General features: G+C 55.7%; 20 protein-coding genes. 15 read left to right on the plus strand and 5 right to left on the minus strand.

Translation table 11 applies throughout. From position 1 onward, the window contains the following. The 5 genes from PHC90_11350 to PHC90_11370 form a co-directional block, all read right to left on the minus strand. Positions 1 to 1034: Xaa-Pro peptidase family protein (locus tag PHC90_11350; protein MDD3846940.1), on the minus strand; the 1034-nt coding region annotated here is incomplete at its 3' end. Positions 1035 to 1043: 9 nt separating this feature from the next. Further along, the gene (locus tag PHC90_11355; protein MDD3846941.1) at positions 1044 to 1814 is read right to left on the minus strand and encodes an enoyl-CoA hydratase/isomerase family protein; all 771 of its coding nucleotides are present in this window, start codon (positions 1812 to 1814) and stop codon (positions 1044 to 1046) included. A gap of 64 nt (positions 1815 to 1878) precedes the next feature. Beyond that, positions 1879 to 3027 (minus strand): 6-oxocyclohex-1-ene-1-carbonyl-CoA hydratase, encoded by a 1149-nt coding sequence (gene oah, locus PHC90_11360; protein ID MDD3846942.1) that lies wholly within the window; start codon positions 3025 to 3027, stop codon positions 1879 to 1881. Positions 3028 to 3058: 31 nt separating this feature from the next. Then, complete coding sequence (had, locus tag PHC90_11365; GenBank protein ID MDD3846943.1) at positions 3059 to 4168, minus strand: 6-hydroxycyclohex-1-ene-1-carbonyl-CoA dehydrogenase; 1110 nt, start codon at positions 4166 to 4168, stop codon at positions 3059 to 3061. 52 nt (positions 4169 to 4220) lie between these two features. Then, on the minus strand, positions 4221 to 4973 hold the full coding sequence (locus PHC90_11370; protein MDD3846944.1) for a 3-oxoacyl-ACP reductase FabG: 753 nt from the start codon (positions 4971 to 4973) through the stop codon (positions 4221 to 4223). Between the two features lie 297 nt (positions 4974 to 5270). On the opposite strand from PHC90_11370, the gene PHC90_11375 reads away from it, so the two are divergent. The 15 genes from PHC90_11375 to PHC90_11445 form a co-directional block, all read left to right on the plus strand. Continuing rightward, positions 5271 to 6122, plus strand: coding sequence for an MBL fold metallo-hydrolase (locus PHC90_11375; GenBank protein MDD3846945.1), 852 nt, complete (start codon positions 5271 to 5273; stop codon positions 6120 to 6122). A gap of 84 nt (positions 6123 to 6206) precedes the next feature. After that, positions 6207 to 6962, plus strand: coding sequence for an enoyl-CoA hydratase-related protein (locus tag PHC90_11380; protein MDD3846946.1), 756 nt, complete (start codon positions 6207 to 6209; stop codon positions 6960 to 6962). A 3-nt stretch (positions 6963 to 6965) separates the two neighbouring features. Next, positions 6966 to 8339, plus strand: a complete 1374-nt coding sequence (locus PHC90_11385; GenBank protein ID MDD3846947.1) for a sodium:solute symporter family protein — start codon at positions 6966 to 6968, stop codon at positions 8337 to 8339. A 91-nt stretch (positions 8340 to 8430) separates the two neighbouring features. Continuing rightward, entirely contained in the window at positions 8431 to 9018 is a 588-nt protein-coding gene (locus PHC90_11390; protein MDD3846948.1) for a Yip1 family protein, read from the plus strand. Between the two features lie 206 nt (positions 9019 to 9224). After that, positions 9225 to 10577 (plus strand): ammonium transporter, encoded by a 1353-nt coding sequence (locus PHC90_11395; protein ID MDD3846949.1) that lies wholly within the window; start codon positions 9225 to 9227, stop codon positions 10575 to 10577. A gap of 12 nt (positions 10578 to 10589) precedes the next feature. Then, entirely contained in the window at positions 10590 to 10931 is a 342-nt protein-coding gene (locus tag PHC90_11400) for a P-II family nitrogen regulator (protein MDD3846950.1), read from the plus strand. Between the two features lie 283 nt (positions 10932 to 11214). Next, positions 11215 to 11460 carry a hypothetical protein gene (locus PHC90_11405; GenBank protein ID MDD3846951.1) on the plus strand — a complete coding sequence of 82 codons (246 nt, stop codon included), beginning with the start codon at positions 11215 to 11217 and terminating at the stop codon, positions 11458 to 11460. Positions 11461 to 11526: 66 nt separating this feature from the next. After that, positions 11527 to 12306 carry a type 1 glutamine amidotransferase gene (locus PHC90_11410; protein MDD3846952.1) on the plus strand — a complete coding sequence of 260 codons (780 nt, stop codon included), beginning with the start codon at positions 11527 to 11529 and terminating at the stop codon, positions 12304 to 12306. Between the two features lie 55 nt (positions 12307 to 12361). Beyond that, positions 12362 to 12790 carry a hydrogenase iron-sulfur subunit gene (locus PHC90_11415; protein MDD3846953.1) on the plus strand — a complete coding sequence of 143 codons (429 nt, stop codon included), beginning with the start codon at positions 12362 to 12364 and terminating at the stop codon, positions 12788 to 12790. Positions 12791 to 12808: 18 nt separating this feature from the next. Beyond that, the gene (locus tag PHC90_11420) at positions 12809 to 13702 is read left to right on the plus strand and encodes a methylenetetrahydrofolate reductase (protein ID MDD3846954.1); all 894 of its coding nucleotides are present in this window, start codon (positions 12809 to 12811) and stop codon (positions 13700 to 13702) included. Positions 13703 to 13717: 15 nt separating this feature from the next. Next, the gene (locus tag PHC90_11425) at positions 13718 to 15127 is read left to right on the plus strand and encodes a glutamate synthase-related protein (GenBank protein ID MDD3846955.1); all 1410 of its coding nucleotides are present in this window, start codon (positions 13718 to 13720) and stop codon (positions 15125 to 15127) included. Then, the gene (locus PHC90_11430) at positions 15093 to 16670 is read left to right on the plus strand and encodes a glutamate synthase-related protein (GenBank protein MDD3846956.1); all 1578 of its coding nucleotides are present in this window, start codon (positions 15093 to 15095) and stop codon (positions 16668 to 16670) included. The genes PHC90_11425 and PHC90_11430 overlap by 35 nt, the downstream gene beginning before the upstream one ends. After that, entirely contained in the window at positions 16671 to 19295 is a 2625-nt protein-coding gene (locus PHC90_11435) for a hypothetical protein (protein ID MDD3846957.1), read from the plus strand. 22 nt (positions 19296 to 19317) lie between these two features. After that, on the plus strand, positions 19318 to 19887 hold the full coding sequence (locus tag PHC90_11440) for a 4Fe-4S dicluster domain-containing protein (GenBank protein MDD3846958.1): 570 nt from the start codon (positions 19318 to 19320) through the stop codon (positions 19885 to 19887). Beyond that, positions 19884 to 20703 (plus strand): CoB--CoM heterodisulfide reductase iron-sulfur subunit B family protein (locus tag PHC90_11445; GenBank protein ID MDD3846959.1); only part of this gene is annotated, 820 nt, incomplete at its 3' end. The genes PHC90_11440 and PHC90_11445, both read left to right, overlap by 4 nt.

The raw sequence follows: 20703 nt of genomic DNA on the forward strand, positions 1-20703 counted from the left end.
TCTATGGGATAGGTATGAGTGGCGGCTATGTAAGGAAACTCCGCGAGCTCAATACCGATACCGTGACCGAGAAACCTCACCTTGTGCGGCTTGTACCCCAGAAAATAGTCCCCGTAACCCAGTTTATCTCCCAATTCCTTAGAATATTCGAAAAGTTCCTTGCTGGTGTATCCTTCAACAACCTTTTCGAGTACCCGGTCGTGTATTTCCTTACATGCGTCATATGCCCGGGCAAAGATGTCCGGTATGGCGCCGATGGCGTACATTCTGGTCTGGTCCACCTGGTAACCGTGATAGCATATCCCGAAATCGACGAGTATCGGCTCGTTCCTCTTGATCTTTTTGAAGCTGGCGCCGACAGGGAAGGCGGGTGAGAGGCCAAAGCCGCCCATGGGCGAATCAGACTGGCTGACAATGCTGCCTGTGCGTCCGCTCAGGATATGCCAGGTGTAGGCCTCGTAATTAAGAGAACGGACCCTCAGCAGCCCCTCGTGACCCAGCGACTTCGCATAGGCTTCCATGTGACCGCCAACCTCGATCTCCGTTGCTCCCTCCCGCAGGAACTCCGGCACTTTTGCATAGACCTTCTTGCTGATCTCAGCGGCCTTCTCCATGAGACCTATCTCGAAAGGGGATTTGCGTTTGCGGAGTTCCTTGGTGAGAGGGGAGCAGTCAACGAATTCGACATCGCCGAGAAGGTCCTTGAACCTGATCACGTCGTTGTACGGGATCACATCGAGCTGCATCCCCACGCGCTTCATGGGTTTCAGATATTGTGGGATATCCTTGATGGAACGGTAGGATATGACGTTCGCGAGAGGCGACTCTCTGCGTGCCCTCGTTATCTCGCGCTTGACGAAAAGGAGCGGCTCAGAGTTGAGGGGCACGAAGAGGAGCGAATCCTGCATCGTGCCCGAGAGATAGTAATAGTCTATTTTGTAATGAAAAAAGGCCCCATCCAGAGAGGCCTTCTCCATTAACGTCTTCAATTTGCTGATCCGTGTATCTATTTCATCCTTCGGTGCGTATCTCATAGCCCCTTGTTACTCGTCCTTCCAGACCGCCTTCCTCTTTTCCATGAATGCGCTGATCCCTTCGTTGGCATCTTTTGTCTTCATGCAGCCGTCGAGGTAGATGATCTCCGACATTCTCAGGGCCTCGAGGAAGTTGACGTTGAGTCCTGCTTTGATGGCACGTTTTGTCCACATCGCCACCGGCCTGCTCTGTTTCAGGAAATCAGCCATGAACTTTTCCGCTTCCGCTTTGAAATTCTCGACGGGGAGGACGACATTGACGAGGCCCATGGCCTGCGCCTCTTTCGCGCCGATGATCTTACCCGTCAGCAGCAGTTCATAGGTATTCTTGAGCCCGATGATCTTCGGGAACCATGCCGCCGCGATGGGAGGGAAAACGCCCACTGCGATCTCAGGCTGGCCGATCTTTGCCTTTTCTGAGGCGATGACGATATCGCAGAAGCTCATAAGCTCACATCCGCCGCCCAAAGACCTGCCGTTTACCAACGCAACCGTTGTGCAGTCGAGTTCTTCCATGAGACGGAACATGCGGTGGAAGACCTCGATCATGTCGTTGACCTTGTCGGGGGTGTGGTCCGCCACGTCGACGCCGTCACAGAATGCCTTTTCCCCGGCGTGATCGAAGACCAGGAGTTGAACCGTCGGGTCCTTCTTAACGTCCATGATGGCTTCGTTGATCTCCCTCATCATGAGGATGGTTAACCAGTTTGATACCGGTTCATTGAGCGTGATCGTTGCAACCTTGTTCTTTTTTTCGAATGTTATATGTGTAAAGGCCATGACAATTCTCCTTCTTTGAAAAAAAATAGGGGGGATGTTATCCCCCCCAGGGTATATGCGAAATTTACTTCGCCTGCGGTTTGCCGAGAATCTCTGCCATGTAATTGTCGTCGTTCAGGGCACCTTCTGCGATGAGCTGGCGGTTCTTGATGAAATCGATGGTGTCTACGCCTGTGATCTTCTTGGTGTTGAAGGCGCCGAAGCCGAGGAAGGCCTCGCCCATCATGTTCGTTGCCAGCCAGTATCTGTGATCGTTCTTGACCTGATCCCAGAAGAATTTCTTTTTCTGGCGGATGCCGTCGATTGATTTGTTCAGGCAGCCCGGGAAGAGGTTTGCGAAGGTCCAGACAACTTTATCAACTTCTGCGTCGAGAAGTGAGAAATCGTACTCGTTCTTTTTCAGTTTTTCGTTGACCCATGCCCTGGCGTCTTTTGCTTCCTGGCCGGATTTAGGCTCGCCGTAAACGATCTCGCCGTTGACAACGTAGGAGTCGGTGATGACCTGAGGATTCCGTACCCAGGCGCCCTTGTCGTCTTTCAGGACGGGTATGGCCCGGGAGATGAGGTTCTTGGCCTTCATCTTATATGCGGACCACATCTCGCAGCTTACGCAGTTCCACATTGCATCTTCCGCGGTAAGGAACCAGGGGAGGAAGTCGGAGGAGCCGCCCACGGGGGCGCTGCCGTGTCTCGGGCCTGCCTGACCGAAAATGGCAAGGTCAGATGAAATTGCGATGTCGCAGGCAAGGCCGATCTCCTGGCCGCCGGCAACCCTCATACCGTTTACACGGCAGATGACCGGTTTCTTGCACATAAGAATGCTGTCAACCATATTGTTGAAAAGTTCCATGTATGAGCCGTATTCTTCCGGCCTCTTGCTGTAGTATTCTGAGTACTCTTTTGTGTTGCCGCCGGTGCAGAAGGCGTTCGGGCCTGTTCCTGTGAAAATCACGGCCACAACTTCGCGGTCCGTAGAGGAATTCTCGAAACCGGCGATGACGCCCTTCACCATCTCGGTGGTGTAGGAATTGTACTGCATGGGGTTGTTGAGCCTGATCCATGCGTTGTAAAGACCGGGGATAACATTGCCCTTCGGGTCTTTCAAGGGTTTCTTTTCGTACACTACGCTGGGAGCTTCCGTTCCCCACCACTGGGTACCGTGCCTGGAATGATCTTTCTTACCATTTTCTCTTGGCATCCATTCTAATCCCATACTTTCCTCCTAAAAGTTTTTGTGTAAAACCTTAAAAATCAGGTTTCAGGACAACGCGTTTTGCAGGCGAACCCGCCTTGTGGATCTCTTCAAAGGTTGCCGCGATGGTGCTCATGGGCCTTACTTCAACAAAGGGATCGATCTTGATCTTCTTGCTGAGGACCATGTCGAGGACGATCGGGTAGTACTCGGGCAGACAGCCCCAGGTGCCGATGACTTCGGCGTCGAAGGCCATCAGTTTGGAGAACATATACTCGCTCTTCGCCATACCGAAGCCGACGAGAATGAGTTTGCCCACAAATGAGAGCAGGTCGAGGGCGAGTTCCTGGCCGGCCTTGGAGCCGGTAACCTCGAAGATCTTCCAGCCCGTGTTGGCAAGGCCGTTGGCTTTGCAGTAGGTTCTCCACTCGCCAACGAGATCCTTGTTCGTTTTATCGAGGGTGCTGATGACGTGGTCACACCCGTAGTCCAATGCCCTTTTCAGTTTCTCGGGATTCCTTGCGATACCGATAACGGTCTTTGCGCCGAGCGCCTTTGCGGTCTGGGACATATATACGCCCACGCCGCCGGTTGCGCCGATGATGATGACATTATCGCCAGGCTGAAGGTCTGCCCTCTTGGATGCCTGGTAAGGGGTGGTGACTGCATCCGCTACGACGGCGAGCTGTTCCAGGGCGTAGCCTTTCTTGTCCTGTACGAGGCAAAGGTCTATCGTCGGAACCACGATGTGGCTTGCGAAACCACCGTATACGCCTATGGAGTTGCCGGGCATTTTCTGCGCCAGGCACCTGTTGCCCCGGCCGGTCTTGCAAAGGATGCACTGCCTGCAAGGCATAACGGCGGGGATGATAACCTCTTTGCCGATCCAGGCCGGATCGCCGGCGATAACGGTACCGGCTATCTCATGGCCCAGTGCCAGAGGGGGTTTGCTGACGGTGGGAACTCCGTCAAAGAAATATCCAAGGTCAGTGTGGCATACGCCGCACCCGGCGATCTCAACCAGGACTTCGCCTGCCTTCAGTTCGGGAACAGGGATCTCTGCCATCTCCAGCTTACCCGGTGTCGTCTCTTTAGTTTCTCTGTTGAATACGGTGGGTTGCACCATCTGCCACTGCTTTATTGTTTTTGGTACATCAGCCATTACAACACCTCCTTATATATTTGAGTGAACGTTGATCACCTCCTGAGAATTCTTACGTCATTCCGTAACCGCCATCCACGCACAGCAGTTGGCCCGTAATGTAGCGGGCGTCATCGGAAGCAAAAAATACGAAAGCCGGCGCGACATCTTCCGGGTCCGCGTATCTTCCAAGAAGGATCCGTTTGGTGTAGATCTCTTTGAGTTTCTCGTCCGTCGATATGGTATGTGTCATTTCGGTGGTAACGATGCCAAGGGAAATGACATTGGCCGTAACGTTGAACTTCGCGAGTTCCCTGGCCATTGATTTGGTCATGGAGATCACCCCGCCCTTGGCGGCGCTGTAATTGATCTGACCGATGGTGCCGACAACGCCGGCAACAGAGGTCACATTGACGATCCTGCCATAGCTCTGCTGCATAAAGTACTTCGAAGCCGCCTTCGCCATGAGCCAGGGACCTCTCATCTGGACATTCACGACCTCGTCCCAGGTATCCACGCTCATTTTGTGCATCATGGACGGTTTGGAAATACCCGCGTTGTTGATGACGATGTGGACCGAGCCGAAGGCCTCGGCACAGGTCTCGACTATCTTCTGCGCGTCCGCTTCCTGACCGACATCGCCCTTTACGGCGACAGCCTTTCTCCCCATCCCCTTGATGATCTCGACGACCTCATCGGCTGCCTTCTGGTTACCGGCGTAATTGATGACCACATTTGCGCCTTCACGCGCAAAGGCCACGCTGATAGCCCGTCCAACACCCCTTCCGCCGCCCGTTACAATTGCGCTCTTACCCTCTAACTTCATAACGGCCTCTCCTTTTCGTCGTTTTCTAACTTCTCAAGGTGCTGCAGTTCATTTGTGAAAAATTTTATAAACTTAATATTATCTTTCAGGCGGGAGCTATGTCAAGATAAAAAGTCTTGATATTAAGGGTGTTCCGGCTTTTCACACAATCCCGCCGCCGGGCTGTCAACCGGAAAATTCCGACGGTGTTCTGTTTGCTTTGGAGACGGGCTTCGGGGGCGTTTTTAACTTGAAAAAAGACAGGATATGGTTAATCATTGACAAAGGCTGAAAAATCCATCTTAAAGGCTTTCTTTCGTGGGAAAACATGCGCGCCTCCGTCTCACCGTCCTGTGCGAAAATATCGTGGCAAATCTCCGCGGTATCGGGGAGCATGGGTTTTCTGTGTTTGTCGAGACAGAAGGTGGGGCCTATCTTTTCGACACCGGTTCCGGCATAGGCATCCTCAGGAACTCCCTCACCTTTGAGAGAGACCTGCGCTCGGTAAAAAGGGTCCTCCTGAGCCACGGCCACTACGATCATACCGGCGGTCTGAAGGACGTTCTCAGCGTGACGGGACCCGTAGAGGTCCATTGTCACCCTGCCGCTTTCGACGAGAAATACGCCGTGGAGCATGAGGAAGGCGGGGTAAAGACCCGTTTCATCGGTATGCCCGAAAGGAGGGAGTCTCTTGAAAGCCGCGGTGCTGACTTCCGCCTGGGTTCCGGCTTCCGCGAGATTGCGGGCGGGGTATATCTCACCGGCGAAATACCGAGGCTTTCACCCTTCGAGACGGGTGACAGGCGCCTTCAGGTTAAAAATGGGGACATCTTCGAGGTCGATACGGTTCCTGACGACGGGGCCCTCGTGGTGTCGACGGAAGATGGACTGGTGGTTCTTCTGGGGTGTGCCCACGCCGGCATGGTCAACACCCTCGAGCACGTCCGCAAAAATCTTCCCGGCGAGCCCATCCGGGCCGTGATCGGCGGGACGCACTGGGGAGCCCTCCCTGAGGACGCCGTTGACGCATCGATCCGGGCGGTTGGTGAAATGGACATAGGTTCCATCGGTGTGTGCCATTGCACGGGTATGGCCGCCGCGTGGAGGCTCATCGGGGAGATGGGGAAGCGCTGTTTCTATGCTTCAGTGGGGACGGTCTTTGAGGTGTGAAAAGGCATACAGGCCTGTGCCGCGCACAGACGGGCGGACGGAGAGACGAGGAAAGGTACCCATATATTTCATAAGGAGGAATTTATGCCGGTTGTACTGGAATCACTGAGGGACGATGTTTTTACGATCACGTTGAACAGGCCCGACAAGAAGAATGCCATGGATCTGGATCTTCTCAAAGGCCTTTACGAGGCGCTGAAGAACGCTGCCGGAGAACAGGCGCCTTTTGTCGTTATACGGGGTTCGGGCGGGGCATTCTGCTCCGGTGGTGACATAATCGCCTTCAAGGAGGCGAAAGACGCCGAGGCGCTCATCGACGCCGAGGCGGGTGTCCTCAACGAGAGCATAAAGATGATCCGCAGCATCCCTGCCGTCGTCATAGCCGTCATGGAGGGTGTGGCCGTGGGCGCCGGAGTGGGTCTGGCCCTTGCCTGTGACCTTTCCATTGCGACGAAGAAGACCATCATGAACATGGGGTATCGCAGGATCGGCCTGACCCCGGATGGGGGAGGCAGTATTCTGCTGCCCCGCATTATCGGGGCAAAGCTTTTCAACGAGCTCTATCTCTTTTCGCGGAACGTTACAATGGATGAGGCAAAGGGCCTGGGTCTCGTCAATGTCGTGTGTGATGACGCGGAAGTGGACGGGAAGCTCGAAGAGCTTGTCCGTACCCTGAAGGCGCTCCCCATGGAGACGATGGGCAAATACAAGGACCTCGTGAACCGCAGCCTCTTCTTTGGTCTGGAGACACATCTTGACCTTGAACGCCGCTACGTGGCAGACCTTGCCGCGACACCGCTCTTCAAGCAGAGGCTCGATGAGTTCTTCAGGAAAAAATAGAACGTGAACGGTCTCTACCTCTTCGCGATAGCGGCCTACATCGGCATCCTGTGGTTTACCGGGATCTACGTGACAAGGAAGTCCCGGTCGGCCGATGCGTACCTCGTCGCGTCGCGGGGGCTGTCCGTGCCTTTTATCGCGGTCCTCATAGCGGGGACATGGATAGGGGGTGTATCCATCGTGGGCATGGCCCAGGGTTCTTTTATCCATGGCCTGTCGGCCCTGTGGTTCCAGGCCGGCATCTGGATAGCTATGTTCGTTACCGCCATGCTCCTGCCCAGGGTGCTTTCGGGCAAGAAGACCTATTCCATCCTCGATGTCGTGGGCGGACTCTACGACAGGAAGACGACGCGGCTTGCCGGTGTCCTCCAGCTTATTTTCTCGATATGGATCGTCACCATGCAGATCGTGGGCGGCGGCGCCATACTGTCCGTCCTCACGAAAGGGGCCATTTCCTACAACCAGGGCATGGTGCTTACAACCGTTGTCTTTACACTCTACAACGTCATGGGTGGTTTTGTGGCCACCGCCTATACGAACCTCATTCACATCTGCGCCATCGTTTTCGGTATCTTTCTCGGCGGCTTCTACGTCATCTTTTCAACGGGCGGCCTGCAGGCAATGGCACAGGAGGGTGGACACTATTACACCCCCTTCGGGGACCTGGGGGTTTCACAGGCGCTGAGCTGGGCCTTCATCAATTTTACCCTTGGGGTCCTTGCCCAGCCGGTCATAAATACCGCGTCCTCCGCAAGGACCCTGGCGGAGGGCAGGAAGGGTATCGTGATCGGGAACCTCATCGCCATCCCCGTGGTCATTATGGCGGCCCTGTGCGGGATAATCGCGAAGTATCGCTTCCCGGAGATCAATTCCCTTGCCGCCCTTCCTGCGCTCATAGCCGTCGTGCCCCCTTACGTGGCCGTCTTTTTCCTTATCAGCATGTGGGCACCTCTCATGAGTTCGGGCTCGCCCTTCCTGATGGGTGCGACAACGCTTGCGGTTAAAGGCTATATAGCACCCCTCCTCAAGATGGAGAACGACAGGAGGATACTTCTGGCGTCGCGCATCACGACGCTGGCCATCGGGGGATTGTCCCTCGCCCTGGGCTTCTTCGTGAGGGAGATCCTGCGCGAGGTCACCTGGCTCGCAGTCTTCCTGAGCGCCATCGTTTATATCGTCTTTGCGGGGTGGTTCGCGAGGGGCGTCAAAAGCTCCTATGCCTTTGCGGCGCTTCTCGGTACGGTTGTGATCATGGCGCTTTCCTTCATTACGGGGTTGCAGAGGACGATCCATCCCCTGTGGCCGGTCACGGTCTATGTCGCCCTCGTGATGGGCGCGGGCCTTGTCGCGCGTAAAAAAGCTCCCGGTGATGCGTAAATGCTTGTACAGCCTTCGGGTATGTGGTAGAAATGACCATATACCTGCGAAAAGGAAAGAAAAGCAGAAACTTGCACGATGAGGAGGATCTATGAATCTGGTGGAACGGGCAAAAGGCATCATGTTCAAGCCCACGGAGACGTGGGAGACAGTTAAGACCGAACAGATAACCATAAAAGAACTCTTCACCTCCTATGCCGCCATTCTGGCAATCATTCCGGCCGCTGCCGGGTTCATAGGGATGTCCCTCATAGGCACCTCCATGCTCGGCATCCATTTTCGCATCCCCTTTATATCAGGTCTCATTCATGCCGTCATATCCTATGTTCTGACGTTGGTCGGTGTCTACGTCGTTGCATTCATAATCGATGCCCTTGCACCCTCTTTCAATTCCCGCAAGGACATCCTCTCGGCGGTGAAGGTGGCCGTCTTTTCCTTTACGCCGGCCTGGATAGCCGGGATCTTCATGATCCTGCCCATGCTCTCCCTGCTCACCTTGCTCGCTTCTCTTTACGGCCTGTACCTTCTCTACACGGGCCTGCCGGTCCTGATGGAGACGCCGCGGGAAAAGAGCCTCGGGTACTTTGTCGTTATTATCGTGGTCAGCATCGTTGTTTCCCTGGTTATGAACGTCCTCGCCCGCCTTGTGCTTCCCTCGGGTCCGCTGATGATGCCGTAGGCGATGCGAGGTTACCACTTTCCCGGGTTTCTTACTTCATAGAGTATCTCTGCTCATCGGATGAGCAGTCACAATGATGTGAAAACGACAATGGCGTTCTGAAAGGATTCGGAGCGCCATTTCCATTCTTATGGTTGCCAGACGAAGGCGTCCTGGACCTTTTTGCCGGTCCAAGACGCCTTCCTTATTTTTCCAGGAGGTGCAGGATGAAAAGCTTTCTTGCCTTACTCGTATTCTTCATATTCCTTGCTATGCCCGCGGGCATCGTTTGCGCGCAGGCCATTCCCGCTCAGGGAGCGCCACAGCCGTCCGCGGTGCAGCCGGCCCCCGGGGTGAACACCGGTGATACGGCATGGGTTATCATCGCGACCGCGCTCGTTATGCTCATGACGCCCGGCCTTGCGTTCTTTTACGGCGGGATGGTGGGAAAGAAGAATGTCCTGGGCATCCTCATGCAGTGTTTCACGATTCTCTGCCTTATCAGCGTTCAATGGGTCCTCTTCGGCTACAGCCTATCCTTTGGCCCCGGCAAAGGCTTCTGGGGAGGGTTCGAATGGATGGGTCTTGGAGGGGTGGGGCTTGCCCCGAATGCCGATTATGCGGCGACGATACCCCATCAGCTTTTCATGATGTTTCAGATGATGTTCGCGATCATTACCCCCGCGCTTATCGTCGGAGCCTTTGCCGGGAGGATGAAGTTCTCCGCATTCGTTATCTTTACCCTCCTCTGGGCGACATTCGTCTATGATCCGGTTTGCCACTGGGTCTGGGGGGTGGGGGGATGGCTCAGGGAACTGGGCGCCCTCGATTTTGCGGGAGGAACGGTTGTCCACATAAACGCGGGGATAGCGGCATTCATGACGGCGATATTCATAGGGAAGCGCAAGGGGACCAACGGCCACTCGATCCTTCCTCACAACCTTCCTTTTACCATCCTCGGTACGGCCCTGTTGTGGTTCGGGTGGTTCGGATTCAATGCGGGGAGTTCACTGGGGGCCAATGAGATCGCCGTCAGCGCCTTTGTCACTACCAACACGGCCGCCGCGGCAGCGGGGATGACCTGGGCGATCATTGACTGGATATTCAACAGGAAACCGACCATGCTCGGCATGGCGACGGGAGCGGTGGCCGGTCTCGTTGCCATAACCCCGGCGGCAGGTTATGTAAGCGCCGTATCGGCGATCATCATCGGTATCTTTGTGAGTATTTTCTGCTACTTCGCCGTTGCCTTCATCAAACCCAAATTTGGCTATGACGATGCGCTGGATGTCTTCGGCGTCCATTGTGTGGGAGGTATATGGGGAGCGCTTGCCACGGGGCTTTTCGCGTCGAAGGCGATAAACCCCGCGGGGGCCGACGGCCTCTTCTTCGGAAACCCCAAACAGTTCCTTATCCAGGTGATTGCCACGGCGGTAACCATTGTCTACAGTTTCGCCGCCAGTTTTATCATCTACAAGGTCATCGACCTTGTCATGAAGGTCCGGGTCCGGGAAAAGGACGAGATCGTAGGCCTCGACCTGACGCAGCACCACGAGAAGGCATACACGATCCTTGAGTAAGGAGGAAGAACCATGAAACTGATAGTAGCGATCATACAACCGGACAGGCTCGAATCGGTAAAGCAGAAGCTATACAAGGAGGACGTGAATCTCATCACCGTCAGCGAAGTTCTGGGCCACGGAAGGCAGATGGGTGTCACCGAGGTTTACCGCGGGGTGAAGGAGATGGGCAACCTCCTGAGAAAGATCCGTCTCGAGATAGCCGTGAACGAAGATTTCGTGGAAAGGACCATGACGGCCATCATCGGGGGCGCCCAGAGCGGCGAGAGCGGTGACGGTAAGATCTTTGTCCTCGACCTTGTCGAATGCGTCCGCATAAGGACGGAGGAGAGGGGAGAAGAGGCGATAGGATAGAAAGACTGTTTCAGGTTTCAGGAAAAGGACAAAAGCCTTTTCTCATATGGATGGTTGTGCTGTTTGCCTTTTTGCCTCTTGCCTGGAACCTGGAACGGTCTTTGTTGTTAACCCCAAATAGTTTGTTGTAAATTATTGGTGGTTGCATTATACTGTAGCCGTACATCGATGTACAAATCCCTCAACGACCTCCGAGGGGTTTTCAAAAGAACGAACAAAGCCGTTCAAAATCAGTCAACGTCTGGGACTTACGAGCCTTAACAAGCATTGCATGAGGTGCGTTATGGCATATTCAGACAGTTTGAGACACTTCCCGATCGTCAAAGTTGTTCCCCTGAGTGTTCTTGACGGGGAATCGGAGAGAGTGTCCGGTACTGCCCTGGGCGGAATCGTCTTCAGTGCCATTGAATCCCTTGAGGACATCAGGCTGCTCTGGGAGGCCGATCATGGTGACGGCGACCTCAAAAACGGTTTTGAAAAGCTGCGCTATCAACTCGAGTACCTCAGGCGGTACTTCACCGGCGACTGAGGCGGAAGGAGATCCCCTTTGTAAGATTTCCTGCCGCGAGGCGCGGGAGAGAGGAGGTAAGAGGACATGGAAAAAAGACTCCTGATAATAAAACACGCTGAGCATGAAGGTCCTGGGTGCATAGCGGACCTTTTTTCCGAGGACAGGTGGAGCGTGGAGATCCTTGAACTGTCGGGAACCGGCACCCCGCTCCCCAACAACCTTGATGACATCGGTGGGATAGTCATCCTGGGCGGACCGATGAACGTTTACCAGGAGGACGCCTATCCTTTTTTGAGGGATGAAGAATCTCTCGTCAGGCGGGCCCTTATCGATGAGGTGCCTCTTCTCGGGATATGTCTTGGCGCGCAGCTCATTGCGAAGACCTGCGGCGCCGCGATAACGAAGTCACCGAAAAAAGAGATCGGGTGGTTCACCGTGATGAAGACACCCGAAGGTATGAAGGACAACCTCTTCAGGGGTAACCGCCAGCATATGACCGTTTTCCAGTGGCACGAGGACACCTTCGACCTTCCCGGCGACGGTGTCCTTCTCGCAAAGGGCCGGATTTGCACCAATCAGGCCTTCAGGGTGGGGCATAACGCCTACGGCCTTCAGTTTCATATCGAGGCGACTTCAGAGATGGTGGAAACGTGGATGAGAAATGAGAACGAAATCGATGTGAAGAAGATCCTCCGCGATGGCAGGAAGATCATGGAAGGCTTTGCCGATCAGGGGAAGAGGGTCGTCAACAATTTCAAGAGGATCGTTGAGTCTTCCCTGCGATACCGCAGGGTCATAGCCCGGTTTGTAGATGAAAACAGGTGGCCGGAACAACGACAGATAAACTGGTGGGAGGCGGTCTGAAGGAAGACCGCAAAGGAGATTGCCAGGTGTCGCCTGGCAGGTCAAGGTGTGAACGTTGAAAGATCAGATTCCTCAAATATATCTCTTTCACTGTGCAACGGGCTACGATCAGAAAGAATTGATGCGCAGCTGCTCGCGGCAGGATGATGAAATAAGAATGGTTTCGTTGCCCTGTTCCGGAAAGCTGGACATTCTGTATCTGACCAAGGCGTTCGATACGGGCGCCGATGGTGCTGTCATTATGATATGCAGCGAAGGTGAATGCCGTTACATGGAAGGCAACATGCGGGCCAGAAAACGGGTGGAGGCCGTCGACGAATTGCTGCGGGAGGCCGGACTCGGAAAGGGCCGGACGAGAGTGATTCAGATGGACGACGAGGGCATAGCGGGAGCTATCCATAAACTGGAAGATTTTCGACTTCAGATAAGGACGATGGTCCGGAACGCCGCGGCCGGCGGAGTCGACAGTTCTTCGTCAGTCTAACAGCAAGGAGCACAGGGTATGAAACCTGATAGTAAACTAGCAGCTAAGATCAGCGGCAAAGAGTTCATCTTCACCGCCGAGTATTTGCCGGTCGCCGCTACCGTGTTGGGGATGGACCCCAAAGTCTTTGGCGGCGGCGTGACGGCAGTAAATGCGGCCGACAATCACCACGGTGTATCCATGTCCAGCCTTGCGGCATCCCTGGCCTTACGCGAGGCGGGCATCGAACCGGTATTGCAGATAATAACGAGAGACCGCAACCGCATTGCACTTCAATCGGATCTCCTCGGAGCCGCTTATCTCGGCATCAGGAATGTGCTGTGCCTGTCCGGTTTTCACCAGACCCTTATGGGGAGTGGTGAATCAGCCAACGTCTTCGATGTCGATTCCATTCAGCTGATCAATATCGTCGCGAAGATGAATGGCGGCCAGCTGCTGGACGGCACGAGGATACAGGGGGGCTTCGCCATGCTGATAGGCGCTGCCGCCAACCCGGACCTGAAGCCCCTCGAGTTGAACCTTTTGAGATTGGACAAGAAAATATCCGCAGGCGCAGATTTTATTCAAACGCAGGCGGTATTTGCCGCCGACGCCTTCAAGGTTTGGCTGGGAGCGGTGCGTGATGCGGGGCTGACCGACAGGGCTGCGATCCTTGCGGGTGTCCTGCCTTTGAGGAGCGCGGCCCAGGCTGCACAGTTGGCCGTCGCTCATACCGATTTCGTTATTCCCGAAACCGTCATTGATCGGCTGACCGCTGCCGGTGATGCCGGGGCACAGGAAAAAGAGGGTGTCAGGATCGCCGTTGAGATCATAAACGAACTCAAAGGTCTTCCGGGACTGAAGGGTGTGCATATTCTTTCCGGCGGCAACGAGTCGAGGACAGGCGAAGTACTGGCGGCTGTATCCAGGTGATAGAGGCGAAATGAAATGCCGAAGAAATATCATATAGACACGAAAAAGATCCCACCGAGATTGCCGAAAACAGGCAAGTTCGGGATTGTCGACTGGCGTGAAGACTGTGCGCGATGCCACAACTGTGTGAAAAAGGCGTGCGTCTACGACCGCTACCGGCAGGAAATGCAATACATCAAGGACCTGGAGGAGTTTAGCGCCATGTTCTTTGAATGTATGGGCTGCTTTTCCTGCGTGCAGAAGTGTACGAAAGGACTGCTGGCCTTGACCGTTAATCCCGAATACGAACGTATGGGCAATGGATACTATACGCCCGATATCATTCTGACGACATGGAACCAGGCGGAAACCGCGGGTATTCCGGTTTCCGGCGCCGGCTACCGGGGCAAGTTCACGGGTGCCGGTTTCGATTCCATGTGGACCGACATGTCGGAGATCGTCCGCCCTACCCGGGATGGGATTCACGGACGGGAATACATCAGCACCTCCGTTGACATCGGGAGAAAGCCGAGACTGCTTTCATTTGAAAACGGCAGGCTGACTACCGCGTTACCACCGCTGGTTGACCTGCCGGTCCCGATAATAATCGACATGTTTCCCGAGGAATACCGGTTTCCCAATCTTATGCCGATGTTGCTGGCTGTTGCCGTAAGAACGGGCACAATGGTGATCGTCGACTGGGAAAGGCACGGTCTTCCGGGAACTGATGAAGAAAAACACCTGTCGAACATAATCTTCCACATCGGTAAGGAGGCCCCTCTGCCGCCGCCGGAGACCCTCAAGAAGGTACGTCTTATCGAAATCGCCGACAGCGAGGAAGTCGAACAGCGGATAGAAGAGATCAAGGCCGTTAACCCGGGTCTGGTTGTCGCGGTGAGGGTTGAGCTGGACGCCCGCGGCGAAAACAGGTCCATTGAGCTCGCTCATAACCCCGTCATAGAGGTGATACACATCGTGTCCGATATCAACGGAAATCAGACAGGGGTGGAAAAACCCAGATTTATAAAGGACATGACACGGTACATCCATACGTCGCTCGTAAAGGACGGTATCCGAGATGAAGTGACCATCGTCGCCAGTGGCGGGATCGCTCTGGCGGAACATATGGCGAAAGAGATCATTTGTGGTGCCGATGCGGTAACCATCGATATGCCGTTGTTGATCGGTCTTGAGTGCCGCTTTTGCGACAGTTGCCGCGATGGTTTCGACTGTCCGGCGAAGATCGAAAGTATCGACGCTAAATATGGAGTTGGCCGTATGACGAATCTGATCGCGGTCTGGCATGACCAGTTGATCGAGGTTATGGGAGCAATGGGGATGAGGGAAGCCCGCCGTCTGCGCGGCGAGACCGGCCGCGCATTGTTCTTTGAATCCATCGAGGAGGAGACCTTTGGAAGGCTCTTTGGCAAGAGAATCAGCGCTTAAGGAAGTCCTGCCTGAAAACACCACGAAGACGTTGGTGCCGCAGGTTGAGGTAGAACGTGTAACAAGGCCGGCCCCCCCGCGCTATCGTAATGAGATAGCCAAATATATCATTCGCCGGAGCAATGATTGCACGCTCTGCGGCAAATGTGCCGAGGTGTGCCCTCATGGCGTGCACGTGCTGAAGCCGGGTTACAAATTGTTTTCCGCCCCCCATCTCAATGTTTGCGCAGGTCCTTCCTGCCAGAGGACGGACCATTACTGTATCGATCTGTGCCCGAACAAGGCGCTGCAAATGGTCGAGAATCCGATGTTGAAGGCGATGGGGGACTATCGCTGGACGCCGGAAATGTTGATGGCTACCTGGAGAATGGCGGAAACCGGGGAACCACCGTCACCCGAATACGGCTGCGATTATGAGACCGGGGCCTCCGAAGGCGGATTTGACCGCCTGCGGTTCAAGTTCCCCGAAAAGCCACCCGTTGAATTGCGTGACGACGAGATAGACACCAGCATTGTGCTCAACAGGCGGGATGACGGCCGTCCCCAGGTTAAGATCGATGTTCCGTGGTACGGCGGGGGCATGTCCTTTGGCTCCGTCAGCAACGTGGTCCAGCTTTCCAAGGCCCGGGCCGCCGTCGCTTTCAATACGTTCACCTGCACCGGCGAAGGCGGTTACATGGAACGCATGAAACCCTATGACGACCACATCATCACCCAGATAGCCACCGGTCTTTTCGGTGTCTGCGAAGAGACGATCCAGCGTGTCCGTATCGTCGAATTCAAGTACGCCCAGGGGGCCAAACCGGGTCTCGGCGGCCACCTTTTGGCCGACAAGGTCACCCCGGCGGTCGCGAAAATGCGGGAAACGGTCCTGGGCATTTCACTCTTTTCGCCTTTCCCCTTTCATAGTGTCTATTCCATCGAGGACCATCAAAAGCATATTGACTGGATCAAACACATAAACCGGCGAGCCCTGATCTCCACCAAGGTGTCCACGCCCAACGACGTGGACATGGTTGCCGTGGGCAGCTACTCCGCCGGCACTCACATAGTGCACCTCGATGGCGGGTACGGCGGGACGGGGGCGGCACCTGACATAGCCAAGAAGAACATCGCAATGCCCATTGAATACGGTATCGTAAAGGTCCATCGATTCCTCACGGACGAAGGGATTCGCGACAAGGTTACGTTGATCGTCAGCGGCGGTCTGCGGACACCTCATGATATCGCGAAGGCGATAGCGCTGGGCGCCGACGGCGTTGTGGTCGGGACCTCCGAACTGGTTGCCCTGGGCTGCATACGATGCTCGCGCTGCGAAAGCGGCCGCGGCTGTCCCCGAGGCATTGCGACCACCGATCCCGAGCTTGCGGGAGACGTGGACCTTGAATGGGGAACACAGCGGATCATCAATTTGTACAGCGCCTGGCGAAAAGAGCTGGTCGACATATTGAAGCGGTTCGGCATGCGCAGCGTCAGCGAGCTGAGAGGGCGTACGGATCTCTTGATGCACCTTGATTATACAAACGACGTGGAGACCAAATAAATGAACAACGGGATTATCGAAAAACTCTTGCGTTCCCGACAGCGACTCATCGAAGAGCTGCGTGTACCGTTCCCTGCCTCGTATAAAGGTGAAGAAGAGGGCGGCTGCGGCGTCGTTGGTTTCTGTGCCACCGAACCCGTTGCCGCCCGCCATATTCATGAGCCGTCGCGGCAGATGCATAACCGCGGCAACGGCAAGGGCGGAGGGATCGCCGCGGTAGGCTTCGTACCGGAACAGCTCGGGGTGACCCGCGAGGTCCTCGACACCTTTTACATGGTACACATCGCGTTTCTGGACAACGGTATCCAAAAAGAACTGGAAGAGAAATACATCACTCCGTATTTTGAGGTGGAGACCTCCCATAAGCTCGATACCGTTGCCGACTGGACGATGATCCCCTCTCTGGAGGCGAAGCCCCCCGATGTAATGCGCTATTTCGTCCGCGTCAAACCGGACGTTCTGGATACCTTCGTTTCGAGGAACGGACTGGATCAATTGACGCCTGAAGACGCGCAAGGCGAGTTCCTGACGCAGCAGAGCGTCAGGCTGAACCAGGAGTACTACGCTTCACTGGGCGACAAGAAAGCCTTCGTCATGTCCTGCGGCAGGAATATCATGATCCTGAAGGTGGTCGGGTACGCCGAGTCTATCACCGATTACTACAAGATCGACGACCTGAAGGCACATGCCTGGATCGCCCACCAGCGGTTCCCCACCAAGGGGCGGGTCTGGCATCCCGGCGGCGCGCATCCCTTCGGGGCGATCAATACGGCGCTCGTCCATAACGGCGATTTTGCAAACTACAGCTCTGTCTGCGAGTATCTTGCGCAGCGTCATATCTACCCCCAGTTCCTGACCGACACCGAGGTTTCGATCCAGATATTTGACCTGCTGAACCGGACATACGGGTATCCTCTGGAATATATCATCGAGGCCCTGGCTCCCACCACGGAACTGGACTTCGACAGGCTGCCGAAGGAGAAACAGGCCGTCTACCGCGCAATTCAGGCGACGCACATCCATGCCTCCCCGGACGGCCCCTGGTTCTTCATCATCGCCCGCACCCTGCAGTCGGCCGACAAATTCCAGCTCATGGGGATCACCGATACCTCCATGCTCCGCCCCCAGGTCTTCGCCTTTGCCGACGGCGAAGTGCAGGTGGGCCTGATCTGTTCCGAAAAACAGGCGATCGATGCGACATTGCTCAGCATGTCGAAGGATGACCCCCGTATCTGTCCCATCGCCGACAAGTACTGGAATGCCCGGGGCGGCAGTTCGACGGACGGCGGGTCGTTCATTTTTACCCTTGAGAAAGACGAGGCGGGCAGGTACCGGATGAATTGCACCGACAAATTCGGGGCAGAGGTGATATTGCCTTCCGGAACAGAGGTCGGCAACCTGTCTGAAGAGATAACACTTTCGGGAACGAAGGACGACACGATCGCAGGGGATGTTCGGGAACGCTTCGACACCGACAGTCAGGCGGTCTACCGGTATTTCGCCGAAAACATTGCCCGATGGCCTCTGCCGGATGTCGGTCGTGCCTGCGAGACGGTCATCGCCCTGGCGGGGGATTCGAATCAGTTCGCCAGGGCCATCGAGATATTGACGCTTCTCAACGATCGGCGATATGCCACGGGCACAAAAAAGCGCAAACACATCCTGCAGATAGTGCGCACCGCCTTGCGCCTGGTGTTTGCCCGGATCCCTTCGATCGGGGAGGATGTGCCGGGCAGCGAATTCCGGCTGATCAATTACAGTTTGAGGAACCAGCTCAGGGGGCCCCATGGGGGCGAGACCACCCTGGTGATCGACACGCTCGGTTTCCCGCCGGAAGGAAACGAATGCGATGCCTCGCTTCTTGTGGACGCCTACAGGAAGGGTTGGAGGCATTTCATAGTCTATAACTGTGCCGGCCAGCGCTTTACCGGCTGCGGCCTGGGGCCGCAAACCTGGGACGTCACCATCGATGTCTACGATAGTGACGGCGACTACCTTGCCTCCGGTATAGACGGTTTAACGATCACCGTCCACGGCAACGCGCAGGACCAGCTGGGTCAGATCATCAAGGACGGTAAGCTGGTCATCCATGGCGACACGGGGCAAACGTTCCTGTACGGTGCCAAAGGGGGCTCGACCTTTGTCCTCGGCAACGCGGCCGGCCGTCCGCTCATCAACTCCGTCGGCAGGCCGCGGATGGTGATCAACGGCACCTGCCTTGACTTCCTCGCGGAATCATTCATGGCGGGCGATCCCCTCGGGGGCGGCGGTTTTGTCATTCTCAACGGCATTACCTTCGATGATGGGGGTAATGTGATCGATCTGAAAGAGCCTTATCCCGGCGGCAATCTGTTTTCTCTTGCTTCCGGCGGCGCCATATACGTGCGCGATCCCCGCAAGTATCTCGTGCGGCAGCAATTGAACGGCGGCAATTTCTTCAGGTTGACCGAGCGGGACTGGGAGACGATCCTGCCCTGCCTTCAGGAAAATGAGCGTTTATTCGGGATCAAGGTGGATGACCTCCTGACTGTCGACGGCAAGCGCAAGCGGCCGGGTGAAGTCTACCGGAAGGTTGCGCCGTCGAAGCTGTCGGCCGCCGCCGAGATCGAGTCCGACGAGTGGTAATTAAAATGAGAGAGTATCGAAAATGACGACAAGAATTACGAAAGAGAAAACCACCGGGAATCTTCTGGAGACCGTTCAGGAAAGGGCGGATGTCAATCTGAGCGCCTGCTACCAGTGCAGGAAATGCTCCATTGGCTGTCCTGTGGCCGGCGAGGTCGAGTCGCCGCCGGCGGAGATAATACGGAGGCTGCAGCTGGGCGCCGGGGATGAATTATTGCAGACGGGACTTATCTGGACGTGCCTGTCCTGCGAGACGTGCTATGCCAGGTGTCCCAATCAGATAAACTTCGCCGCCGTTATTGATGCCCTGAAGTCCATAGCCGTGGAAAAAGGGGTTGCCAGACCCAAAGGGGACGCGCCTTTGTTCAACCGCTCCTTCCTGAACACGGTGAGGTCCTACGGGCGCGCTTACGATCTCAAGGCCATTGCGATGTATAAGCTGGGGACGGGGAACCTGGGGCAGGACATGGATAAATTCCCTGCCATGCTGAAAAAAGGCAAGATGGCGATCCTGCCGCCATCGGGCGCCGATAAGGACAAAGTGAAAGCGGTCTTCGAAAAGGCAGCAAAGCACAAAGGGGCGGGACGATGAGATACGCATATTATCCCGGGTGTTCCGCTCATTCCACCGCCCGCGACATGCATGAATCATGTCTGGCGGTGTCGAAGGCACTTGGTATTGAGCTCAATGAGATCAAAGGCTGGACGTGCTGCGGTGCCAGCTCCGCCCACCAGACGGACCGGGAACTGGCGGCGGCGCTCGCCTCGGCCAACCTCCTCAAAGCCGGACAGATGGGCATGGATATGGTGGTCAATTGCGCCGCCTGCTATAACCGCTCGAAGGTGGCCAACTGCGAGATCGTCAATTCCGAGGAGATGAGGCGATCCGTCGCCGACAGCCTGGGGGAGCCCTATGACGGATCCGTCGCGGTGAGGCACTTTGTCGAGATACTCCTGAAGGACGTTGGAGCGGCCGCCCTGCGCAAGAAGATCGTCAGGCCCCTGACGGGCCTCAAGGTGGCCGCCTATTACGGCTGTTACCTGGTCCGTCCGCCGGAAGCCACCAATTTTGACGACCCCGAGAACCCGACCATACTGGAGCGCCTCATCGATGTGACGGGCGCGGAGAACGTGGAGTGGTCGGGAAAAGTGGATTGCTGCGGGGGCATGCAGAACCTTACACGGACAGAGATCACCGTCCGCCGGTCGGCCGCGGTCATCGAGATGGCGCAGGCCGCCGGGGCACAGTGCATTGCCGTCGCCTGCCCCATGTGCCAGATCAGCCTCGATGTGCGACAGGCCGACATGGAGAAGTTCCTCGGCAGGAAATACAATATGCCGGTCATCTATCTCACGCAGCTCCTCGGCCTTGCCCTGGGTATTGCACCTGAGAAACTGGGATTCGACA

This window comes from Syntrophorhabdaceae bacterium, from assembly GCA_028698615.1.
Lineage (GTDB): Bacteria > Desulfobacterota > Syntrophorhabdia > Syntrophorhabdales > Syntrophorhabdaceae > Delta-02.

Excerpts from the sequence above, each read along its gene's own strand:
- PHC90_11355 (MDD3846941.1), bottom strand. The coding sequence starts at position 1,814 with ATGGCCTTTACACATATAACATTCGAAAAAAAGAACAAGGTTGCAACG.
- oah (MDD3846942.1), bottom strand. The coding sequence starts at position 3,027 with ATGGGATTAGAATGGATGCCAAGAGAAAATGGTAAGAAAGATCATTCC.
- had (MDD3846943.1), bottom strand. The coding sequence starts at position 4,168 with ATGGCTGATGTACCAAAAACAATAAAGCAGTGGCAGATGGTGCAACCC.
- PHC90_11370 (MDD3846944.1), bottom strand. The coding sequence starts at position 4,973 with ATGAAGTTAGAGGGTAAGAGCGCAATTGTAACGGGCGGCGGAAGGGGT.
- PHC90_11380 (MDD3846946.1), top strand. The coding sequence starts at position 6,207 with ATGCCGGTTGTACTGGAATCACTGAGGGACGATGTTTTTACGATCACG.
- PHC90_11390 (MDD3846948.1), top strand. The coding sequence starts at position 8,431 with ATGAATCTGGTGGAACGGGCAAAAGGCATCATGTTCAAGCCCACGGAG.
- PHC90_11395 (MDD3846949.1), top strand. The coding sequence starts at position 9,225 with ATGAAAAGCTTTCTTGCCTTACTCGTATTCTTCATATTCCTTGCTATG.
- PHC90_11400 (MDD3846950.1), top strand. The coding sequence starts at position 10,590 with ATGAAACTGATAGTAGCGATCATACAACCGGACAGGCTCGAATCGGTA.
- PHC90_11405 (MDD3846951.1), top strand. The coding sequence starts at position 11,215 with ATGGCATATTCAGACAGTTTGAGACACTTCCCGATCGTCAAAGTTGTT.
- PHC90_11410 (MDD3846952.1), top strand. The coding sequence starts at position 11,527 with ATGGAAAAAAGACTCCTGATAATAAAACACGCTGAGCATGAAGGTCCT.
- PHC90_11420 (MDD3846954.1), top strand. The coding sequence starts at position 12,809 with ATGAAACCTGATAGTAAACTAGCAGCTAAGATCAGCGGCAAAGAGTTC.
- PHC90_11425 (MDD3846955.1), top strand. The coding sequence starts at position 13,718 with ATGCCGAAGAAATATCATATAGACACGAAAAAGATCCCACCGAGATTG.
- PHC90_11435 (MDD3846957.1), top strand. The coding sequence starts at position 16,671 with ATGAACAACGGGATTATCGAAAAACTCTTGCGTTCCCGACAGCGACTC.
- PHC90_11440 (MDD3846958.1), top strand. The coding sequence starts at position 19,318 with ATGACGACAAGAATTACGAAAGAGAAAACCACCGGGAATCTTCTGGAG.